The organism is Mycobacterium sp. (assembly GCF_050701675.1).
Taxonomy (GTDB): domain Bacteria; phylum Actinomycetota; class Actinomycetes; order Mycobacteriales; family Mycobacteriaceae; genus Mycobacterium.
Genome location: NZ_JBOGDD010001254.1, coordinates 1 through 8,964, shown reverse-complemented (window position 1 = coordinate 8,964; position 8,964 = coordinate 1). Strand labels below are relative to the sequence as shown.

Here is an 8,964-nt window from a genome sequence, read left to right as displayed (position 1 = left end):
GATCCGATCAGGTAGACCCTCCCGGTAGCGGTCGGGGCGGCCCCATGAACACGGGGCTTAGGGCCGCCACGGCCGCGAGCACCGTGGCCGTGACGAAGGGTCCGGCGCCGCCGAACGCGTCGTTGGCGAAGCCGGCCACAGCGGTGCCGATGGCCGCACCTACCAAGGATGCGGTGTTCAGCCAGCCAAACGCCTCGGCAGCGGCGTGTGATTTCACTGCCCGGGATGCCGCCAGATAGAGGGTCGACATGGCCGGGGCGAAACCAAATCCTGCGAAGAAGAGCGCAATCATCTGCAAGGTCCGATCGGGTGCCAGACCTGTGCAGGCGGTGCCGATCGTCACTACAGCCAACGTGGCTACGAGTCCATGGGTGGAGAGTCTGCGATGGCCCAGGGTAAGTCCGCCGACCAGCGAACCAAGGCCCGATATCGCCAACGCCACACCGGCCAGACCCTTCTGCACCCCATAGTCGGCGACCACGCCGACTTCCAGTGCCATGAATGATGCAACCAGAGCGAGGCTGGCGATCATCGCCAGAATCACAGCACGCGCGGTCAGCGTTTTGCCGACCGATGACGTGCTCCGTTCGATGCGCAGCGCCCGCATGGGTGGGTTGAGCAACAGCCACGCCGTGCCGGCGACGGTGATCACCGAACACAACGCCAAGGGGATCACCGTCGAGACCGCTGAGGTAAGGGATGTCGCAATGACGGGCCCGGCGATCCAGATCAGCTCTTGGGCGGTGGTGTCGAGGGCGAATAACGTATGTAGCGCATCGGCTGGCACCATCTGTGGGTACAACGCTCGGACCACGGGCATGATCGGTGGAATGGACGCTCCGACAAGAAGTCCCAAGAAAATAAGTGCCAGGTTCGGCACCACGAAGGCCACCGCAAGCGTGGCGGCGGCGTTGATGCAGGCTGTCGTCAGCAGCGTTTTCGTGATACCGAAGGCCCCGGCGAGTCGGGCGGTCAGCGGCATGGCGATCGCCTCGCCCACGCTAACGCACGCAACTACGCTGCCGGCCAGTGCGTAGGAACCCGATCGGGTCTGCACATGGAGCAGAATTGCCAACGACAGCACGCCTATGGGTAGGCGCGCGAACAACTGCGCCGAGGTGACTCCCAGTACGCCAGGCGAACGAACCAGATCGGCATACCCGCGCACGAGAAACCTCTCCGTGTAAGTCACTCATCAAGACCTTGACCTGCATCTATATACCGTCCAGACGGTATAGTAGCTCACGGATATGGCAGCGGGGCGAGTGGCCCGGCACCGGCGGACTGCAGCGTTGTTCAACGGTACTCGTGCTCCCCCGCGGTCGGTAAGCTCCGAAGATGGTTCAGGTACGTGACCGAATCCTCGACGCGTTCGCAGAGCTGCTCTCGATTGAAGGAGAACGTCACGCCACGCTCGAAGCCGTGGCCCGCCGGGCCGGGGTATCGAAAGGTGGCTTGTTGTACCACTTTCCGTCGAAGGACCGCCTCGTTGACGGTCTGTGCGAGCGACTGCAGGAGCTCGCCGCCCAAGACGTGCAACGGATGCGCGCCGCTCCCGATGGCCCGGCGCGCTATTACATTCAGACGTCCTATTACGCAGGCACACCGATGGATCGAGCCCTGGTGGCAGTCGCGAGACTACAACAGGCAGGCTTCGCGGCAGCACGAACAACGGCCGAAACGGTCTCCAACGCCTGGCTTCAGGCTCTGGTTGAGGGGATCGGCGACCTCGACGCCGCCCGCGCAGTAAAGCTCGCTGGCGACGGGCTGTATTACAATGCGTTGTTCGGCGCTTTGGGAGGACACCAACAAGCGCCCCCGGACGAGGGCTTGTTGGCAGTCATCGACCGAATCACCCGGGTTCAGCGTCCGAAGGGACGGCGGTAGTACCAGCGCCAGCGAGTGCCGACCAGACGGCGCGTGCTGCGGGAATAGCTACGCGGTGCGGCCGTGTTGGCTCGAACATGACGGCCTTCAGCGATACGGAACGACAGAACTTCCTCGCAGACAAACACGTCGGCGTGCTCTCGGTGGAAGCGACGGACGGTCGCCCGCCCGCAAGCGTGCCGATCTGGTACGGCTACACCCCGGGTGGCCAAATACTGATCAATACGGGAGCGTCCTCTCGGAAGGCGCGATTGATCCAGCAGGCCGGCAGGGTGACACTCGTCGTTCAGCGCGAGGAGCCTCCCTATCAGTACGTGATCGTGGAGGGCACCGTCGTGGACGTCACCAGCCCGACGCCGCTGGAGGTCCGGCATGCCATCGCGATTCGCTATCTGGGCGAAGAAGGCGGCCGCGCATTCGTAGCGGGCATGGGCGATGACGCCAGCGTGTTGTTCACGGTTCGTCCCGACCGGTGGATCACTGCGGATTACTCCGGTGACGACTAGGGCACTGCACGGCCGATGCCTTAAGCCGTCGCCTTGCCGAATTGCATTGCCAGCGGCAGGAATACCTCGTCGACAATCTCGATGATCGTCTCCGGCGTTGCCGCCGTCATCGTCATGAGAAGCTCGTGTCGGACCAGGTCGGCTGGTAGCGCGATGATCCGGGCCGGCGGTGTCACCGGGAGTTCGCCCTTGGCGACGGCGCGTTCGACGATGGTCACCATGGCGGACGGTCCGTCGGGCATGAACCACGTGCGGAGCTCCCGTGGGGACCCGCCCGTCTCGTCGTAGTACGCACCGAGCCGCGCGGCAATCAGGCCGACAATTCGCGACCGTCGGTCGTTGAATTCGGTCAGCAGCGCCAGTACGTCCCCGCGCAGACTCCCGGTGTCCGGGGTGGGAATCGCGTCGGTCTGCCCGCGGTGCCGGATCACCGCCTCGAGCAGGCCCAATCGTGACGGCCAGCGCCGATACAACACCGAGCGGGCCGCGGATGACCGTTCGGCAACCGCGTCGATGGTGAAGCGTTCGAATCCGGCTTCGATGAGCTGGTCCCAGCCCGCGTCGAGGATTGCGGACTCGAGCGCGGCACCGCGACGCCGAGGGCCGATCGCTCCTTTAGAGGACACTTGTGTAGCTTATCGCACGCTGCTAGCGTCGTGGCGATAAGCGACAGTTGTGTAGCTAATGAGCACCATGCGGCCGGGACCTCAACGGATCCAACGAAATTGGAGGAGCATCCTCATGACCACTCGCAGCGCCCTGATCTCAGGCGCGAGCATCGCCGGGCCCGTACTCGCCTACTGGCTGGCGGAGGCCGGGTGGGATGTCACCGTCGTCGAGCGCGCCGAGAGCCTACGAACCAGCGGGTACCCGGTCGACATCCGTGGCAGCGCAGTGGAGGTCATCCGCCGGATGGGTCTTCACGACCAGGTCTCGGCCTCACGCTACCGGCACGTCCCCGTCGCTCTGCTCGCTCCCGGTGGGCGTCGGCTGCGCACACTGGACTTCGGCAACCTGCTCAATGACTCGCGATCCGGCGACGTGGAGATCACCCGCGGTCTGCTCAGCGAGATCCTGTACCGGGCAAGCTGCGGCCGTGCGACTTACGCCTTCGGCGACTCCATCACCATGCTGACCCAGACCGACTCAGGCGTCGACGTCACCTTCGAGCACAGTCGATCCCAGGCGTTCGACGTCGTGATCGGCGCCGACGGCATCCACTCCAACGTCCGCGACCTGGCCTTCGGCGACGAGTCGCTGTTCGTCCGCCACCTGGGACCATACGCGGCGATCTGGGACCTGCCGGCCGACACGTTCGCTCCGGGCAGCGGTTTCATGTACTCGCACCCGGGGCGCACCGCCCTGGTCGAATGGCCCGCAGGCGAGCGCGCCGCCAGGGCGTTCCTGGCCTTCGTGCACCCGGCGCCCGGCACCGTGAACCGTCGCGACACCGACACGATCCTTCGCACGGTGCGCGAGGCGTTCGCAAGCGATCGTTGGCGCACCGGCGAGATCATCGACACGCTGACTGGCGCCGGCGACCTCTACTTCGACACCGTGAGCCAGGTCCGCATGGACCATTGGAGCTCCGGTCGAGTCGCACTCGTCGGCGACGCCGCGTACGCGCCGGCGTTCCTGTCCGGGCAGGGAACCAGCATCGCGATTGCGGGAGCCTACGTGCTGGCCAGCGAACTGGGCCGACATGACCGACCTGAACTGGCCTTCGCGGCCTACGAGCGCAGACTGCGCGACTACGTGGAGAAGAACCAGGAGTTGGCGCTACGCAGCGATTCCACCGTGATCGCGCGCACCAAAGGGCAGCTGCTTCGCCGCAACCTCAAACTGTGCCTGGTGCCGTGGCTGCAACGACTTGGACTAGCCCAGCTGCTGCAGTCCCACCTCCACACGGCCGCAACCGATCTGTCGTTGTCGGACACGCGGCCGAAACAAGCGATCGCTACGGTGGATACAGACGCGCGTCGAGAGGAGTCCGCATGAGCACGCAGACACGTGCGACCTACCGCACGATGGCCGAGGGCACCGCGGAAGACTATGCCCTCATCGATCGCGCAGAAGCGGCAAACAACGCCGGACTGGTACCCCGCGTCCTCACACTGGTGGAAGCTCTCGCCGATGGACAGCAGGCATATCCGATCAGCCGACTGGACCACTCACTGCAGTCGGCAACCCGGGCATTCGACGACGGACGATCGATCGAGTACGTCGTCGCAGCGCTCCTTCATGACATCGGTGACACGTACGCCCCACATGCACATGGCGCGTTCGCGGCAGCAGTCATCGCGCCCTACGTGTCGGAACAAGTGGCCTGGATCGTCAAGGTCCACCCCGAATTCCAGCAGTACTACTACGCGCCTCACATGGGCGGCGCGCGGGACGCTCGGGAAAGGTATCGCGGCCACCAGTGGTTCGGCGATTGCGTGGAGTTCTGCGAAAAATATGACCAGAACTGTTTCGACACCGAATTCGAGCACCGCCCGCTTGAGTTCTTCCGCCCGATGGTCGAGCAGATCTTCGCCCGCGAGCCGTGGACCGTCGCGCACTGACCCGCATGTGATCATCGCCGTCCGCTTGCGTCATCTTCGATTGTCGCCCACAACTTTTCGCTGTCCTGCCTCGAGGTAGCCGGCAGCACTCCCGATAGATTGGACAGCTCGGTAGACCCGACGGCCCTGCGGTCCCTCGATCGAGTTCTGCATTTCTGACGTGTTAAGAATTCGCGCTTCTGCGCGCCCCCCTCTTGCGCCATGGCGCCTCTGCCCATACGTTCGGCAGTAAGCGATCTGCTAAGTCCGTCTTAACGAGATGAGGCTCGTGTTTCCTGAACCTACGATTGCCGTAGCCAAGATCGACGAAGCGGCACGTTCCGTCCTCGGAGATCGGCTCCGGGCCGCCCGCGAGCGCGCCCGACTGTCCACCCGCGAGGTCGCGGCCCGGGCAGGGGTGAGCGCAGGCTTCATCAGCCAGTTGGAGAACGGCAAGTGCGGAGTTTCCGTGGGGGTGCTGAAGCGCATCTCTGCGGCCGTCGGCATCTCGGTCGCCGACCTGCTGTCCGACGAAGCTCCCGTCGCGCGGCCCGTGCTGCGGGCGCACGAGCGACCCATCTTCTCCAGCGACAGCGGACTGCAGAAGCTACTGCTCTCGCGGCCGCCGATCCACCAGCTCGAAGTGTATGAAGGCACGTTCGAGGTGGGCGGCTCGACGGGACCCGAAGCGTACGCCCACGATAACGCGCAGGAGCTGTTCTACGTGCTCACTGGCCACATCGAAGTCTCGATCGCCGCCGAGACGCTCATCCTCGGACCCCGCGACAGCGTCGAGTACCTCTCGTCCGTTCCCCACCGTGCCGTGAACATCGGTGCGACCCCGGCCCAGGCCATGTGGATCACGTCGCATTTCACCCCGCCGATCGACACGAACCCGCTCAATTCGCCATCCGCACAACAGATTAAGGAATGAGACCATGGCTACTCGCGACCGCCTGCTGATCACCGGAGGCCACGTCTTCACACCTGCCGGCATCGTCGAGGAGCCCGTTCTCATCGATGGCGGCATCATCGCCGCCATCGGAGCGGACGCGCTCACCGCAACGGATGCCGTCGAGATCGACGCGGCCGGCGGCCTCGTCTCCCCGGGCTTTCAGGACAGCCACATCCACCCGTATCACGCCGGTCTCGACATGATCGCCTGCGACCTGACCCCGTACGTCACCGCTGACGGTTACCTCACTCGCATCGCCGAGTATGCGGCGGCCAATCCCGAGCTGGCGTGGATCAGCGGCGGAGGCTGGTCGATGGACTCATTCCCAGGCGGTCTTCCGACGGCGGCGGCGCTCGACGCCATCGTTCCCGACCGCCCGGCGTTCTTTCCCAATCGCGACGGTCACGGCGCCTGGGTCAACACGAAAGCCCTGGAGATCGGCGGTATCGACGACGCGACGCCCGACCCGTTCGACGGCCGCATCGAACGCGACGCCGACGGCCACGCGATCGGGACGCTGCAGGAAGGGGCCATGGGCCTCGTCGCTCGGCACATTCCACTGCCGAGCCAGGACGATATGGACGAGGCGCTGAAAATCGCTCAGCAGCAACTGTTCGCCTGGGGGGTGACCGCCTGGCAAGACGCGATCGTGGGAGCCACGAACGACACCCCCGACGCCCTCGAATCCTACTTGCGTGGCACGGCATCCGGTGTGCTGAAGGCGCACGTCGTCGGCGCACTGTGGTGGGACCGCAACCGTGGGCTCGATCAGATTCCCGAACTCGTCGAGAAGCGCGAGCGCGCTCTGGCCGGCGGGTTCGCGGCCACCACCGTCAAGATCATGCAGGACGGTGTCGCCGAGAACTTCACCGCCGGGATGCTCGAACCCTATCTCGACGCGTGCGGCTGCCCAGGCGAGAACATGGGCAAGAGCTTCGTCGACCCGACCACCCTCAAGGAGATCTCGATACAGCTCGACGCCTTGGGCTTCCAACTGCACTACCACGCGCTCGGCGACCGAGCCGTTCGCGAGTCGCTCGACGCCGTCGAGGCGGCCCGTAAGGTCAACGGAGACAGCGACCTCCGCCACACGCTGGCGCACATCCAGGTGGTCCACCCCCATGACATCCCCCGGTTCGCCGAACTCGGGGTGGTCGCAAACATGCAACCGCTCTGGGCACGTCACGAAGGCCAGATGGACCTGCTGACGATCCCGTTCCTCGGCACCCGCCGGGCCGCCTGGCAGTACCCGTTCGGTTCACTCCACAGGGCCGGGTCGCTATTGGCTTCGGGCAGCGACTGGCCGGTGAGCACGGCGAATCCGCTGGAGATCATCCACACCACCGTCAACCGGGCCCCCGCGGGAGCGACCGGCCCGACCGCTCTGCCCTTCCTCGGCGAGCAGGCGCTCTCCCTCGCCGACGCGCTGATCGCACACACCCTCGGCACCGCCTACCTGAACCACGACGAACAACGCTCGGGAAGCATCGAAGTCGGCAAGGTCGGGGATATCGTGATTCTCGACCGCGACATCTTCGCCGCCCCGGTGGCCGAGATCGGCTCAGCTACTGTCGTTTACACGATCATCGGCGGCGAGATCGTCTACGACGCAACCTCGGCCCTGGTATCGGCATGAGCATCATGGATCTGACCACCGAAGCCAAGGCGCCACCGGCCTCCGCGCCGGGCTCGGTCGAATTGCGCTCGCTCACCAAGACTTACGGGGCGGCCGTTGCCGTGGACAGCATCACTCTCGACGTGCAGGCCGGGGAGTTCCTCAGTCTGCTTGGACCGAGCGGGTGCGGCAAGACGACGACGCTTCGGATGATCGGTGGATTCGAGTTTCCCGACGACGGCTCCATCCAGATCTCAGGCCGGAACGTCGAGAACCTGCCGCCTCACAAACGCCCGGTGAACACCGTGTTCCAGGCCTATGCGCTGTTCCCACACATGAAGGTCGCCGACAACGTGGCCTACGGGCTGCGCCTCTCGGGGGTGCCGAAGGCGGACATTGCCGAGCGGGTGAGCCGTGCCCTCGACATGGTGAGAATGACGGCTTTCGCCAATCGGAAGCCTGCGCAGCTCTCGGGCGGCCAGCAGCAACGCGTCGCCTTGGCACGGGCTCTCGTGAATCGGCCAGCCGTTCTGCTGCTCGATGAACCGATGAGCGCCCTGGACCGCAAACTGCGCGAGGAGATGCAGGTCGAACTGAAGCTGCTGCAGCGTGAACTCGGCACGACGTTCATCTTCGTCACGCACGACCAGGAGGAGGCGCTGTCCATGAGCGATCGGGTTGCGGTGATGAAGGACGGACGGATCGAGCAGATCGGCACGGCCTCAAGCGTTTACGATGCGCCGGAGTCGGCCTTCGTGGCAGGGTTCATCGGCAGGCAGAACTCCTTCCTTGGCACCATCTCGTCCTTTGACAGCGAGGGGGTGAGCGTGCGTACCGCCGGCCTCTCGCTGTATTCCTCACGCCCGACCAAAGGTAGCGTGCCAGCCTCGGGCGACGCCGAGGTCACCGCGGCGATCAGACCGGAATCGGTGACCGTCACCACTGCGCCACCGTCCGGTGCCGTCGCTCTTGCGTCAGACTCCCCGGTCAACTCCGTCACCGGCACGCTGCTCGGGGTCTCAGAACTCGGCCACAGCCTCCAGTTGGTCATCCACACGCCCAACGACGACCAGATTCTCGCCCGTCTCCCCCGCGCAGCCAGCCCGCCCACAGAACTCGGCTCGTCCGTGAATTGTTCGTGGTCGGCCGACGCCGTGCGGATCTTCACGTCGTAGCCGTCCGCTCCCCCGCCCATCGTCTCCCCGACTCGACCCGGAAGTCACGACATGAATCAGCACCAACCCGTTCGCGCTCTCGTTCCCGAAGGTCTGAAGAACTCGCTCACCCGCCGAACCTTCCTGGGCGGCACCGCAGCACTCGGGGTCACGGCGTTTCTCGCTGCGTGCTCCAGTGGATCGGGCAGCGGTGGCTCGTCGTCCGACGGTCTGAACATCTACACCTGGGGTGAGTACGACGACCCCGCCACCTTGACGGACGTCACTGCCGCCAAGGGCCCCA

At 65.1% G+C, this 8,964-nt stretch carries 9 protein-coding genes and 1 pseudogene; 8 read left to right on the top strand and 2 right to left on the bottom strand.

The window, feature by feature from the left end; genetic code table 11:
• Positions 1–7 precede the first annotated feature (7 nt).
• Complete coding sequence (locus tag ACRDUX_RS38945; protein ID WP_526422576.1) at positions 8–1,192, bottom strand: MFS transporter; 1,185 nt, start codon at positions 1,190–1,192, stop codon at positions 8–10.
• Between the two features lie 146 nt (positions 1,193–1,338).
• Here ACRDUX_RS38945 and ACRDUX_RS38940 point away from each other — a divergent pair, with 146 nt between their 5' ends.
• Both ACRDUX_RS38940 and ACRDUX_RS38935 read left to right on the top strand, forming a co-directional pair.
• Positions 1,339–1,887, top strand: a complete 549-nt coding sequence (locus ACRDUX_RS38940; RefSeq protein WP_526422574.1) for a TetR/AcrR family transcriptional regulator — start codon at positions 1,339–1,341, stop codon at positions 1,885–1,887.
• Positions 1,888–1,964: 77 nt separating this feature from the next.
• A complete protein-coding gene (locus ACRDUX_RS38935; protein ID WP_526422572.1) occupies positions 1,965–2,393 on the top strand; it encodes a pyridoxamine 5'-phosphate oxidase family protein in 429 nt (142 codons plus the stop codon).
• A gap of 20 nt (positions 2,394–2,413) precedes the next feature.
• On the opposite strand, the gene ACRDUX_RS38930 is transcribed toward ACRDUX_RS38935, so the two are convergent.
• Positions 2,414–3,019, bottom strand: a complete 606-nt coding sequence (locus ACRDUX_RS38930; RefSeq protein WP_526422570.1) for a TetR/AcrR family transcriptional regulator — start codon at positions 3,017–3,019, stop codon at positions 2,414–2,416.
• A 115-nt stretch (positions 3,020–3,134) separates the two neighbouring features.
• On the opposite strand from ACRDUX_RS38930, the gene ACRDUX_RS38925 reads away from it, so the two are divergent.
• The 6 genes and pseudogenes from ACRDUX_RS38925 to ACRDUX_RS38900 form a co-directional block, all read left to right on the top strand.
• The gene (locus tag ACRDUX_RS38925) at positions 3,135–4,391 is read left to right on the top strand and encodes an FAD-dependent oxidoreductase (RefSeq protein WP_526422568.1); all 1,257 of its coding nucleotides are present in this window, start codon (positions 3,135–3,137) and stop codon (positions 4,389–4,391) included.
• Positions 4,388–4,957 (top strand): HD domain-containing protein, encoded by a 570-nt coding sequence (locus tag ACRDUX_RS38920; RefSeq protein ID WP_526422566.1) that lies wholly within the window; start codon positions 4,388–4,390, stop codon positions 4,955–4,957. Before ACRDUX_RS38925 ends, ACRDUX_RS38920 begins: the two co-directional genes overlap by 4 nt.
• A 268-nt stretch (positions 4,958–5,225) precedes the next feature.
• Positions 5,226–5,870, top strand: coding sequence for a type II toxin-antitoxin system RelB family anti-toxin (gene relB, locus ACRDUX_RS38915; RefSeq protein ID WP_526422564.1), 645 nt, complete (start codon positions 5,226–5,228; stop codon positions 5,868–5,870).
• 4 nt (positions 5,871–5,874) lie between these two features.
• Positions 5,875–7,527, top strand: coding sequence for an amidohydrolase (locus ACRDUX_RS38910; RefSeq protein ID WP_526422562.1), 1,653 nt, complete (start codon positions 5,875–5,877; stop codon positions 7,525–7,527).
• Positions 7,524–8,681, top strand: coding sequence for an ABC transporter ATP-binding protein (locus ACRDUX_RS38905; RefSeq protein ID WP_526422560.1), 1,158 nt, complete (start codon positions 7,524–7,526; stop codon positions 8,679–8,681). Before ACRDUX_RS38910 ends, ACRDUX_RS38905 begins: the two co-directional genes overlap by 4 nt.
• A 51-nt stretch (positions 8,682–8,732) precedes the next feature.
• Positions 8,733–8,964, top strand: a pseudogene (locus ACRDUX_RS38900) (hypothetical protein); the annotation flags it as partial.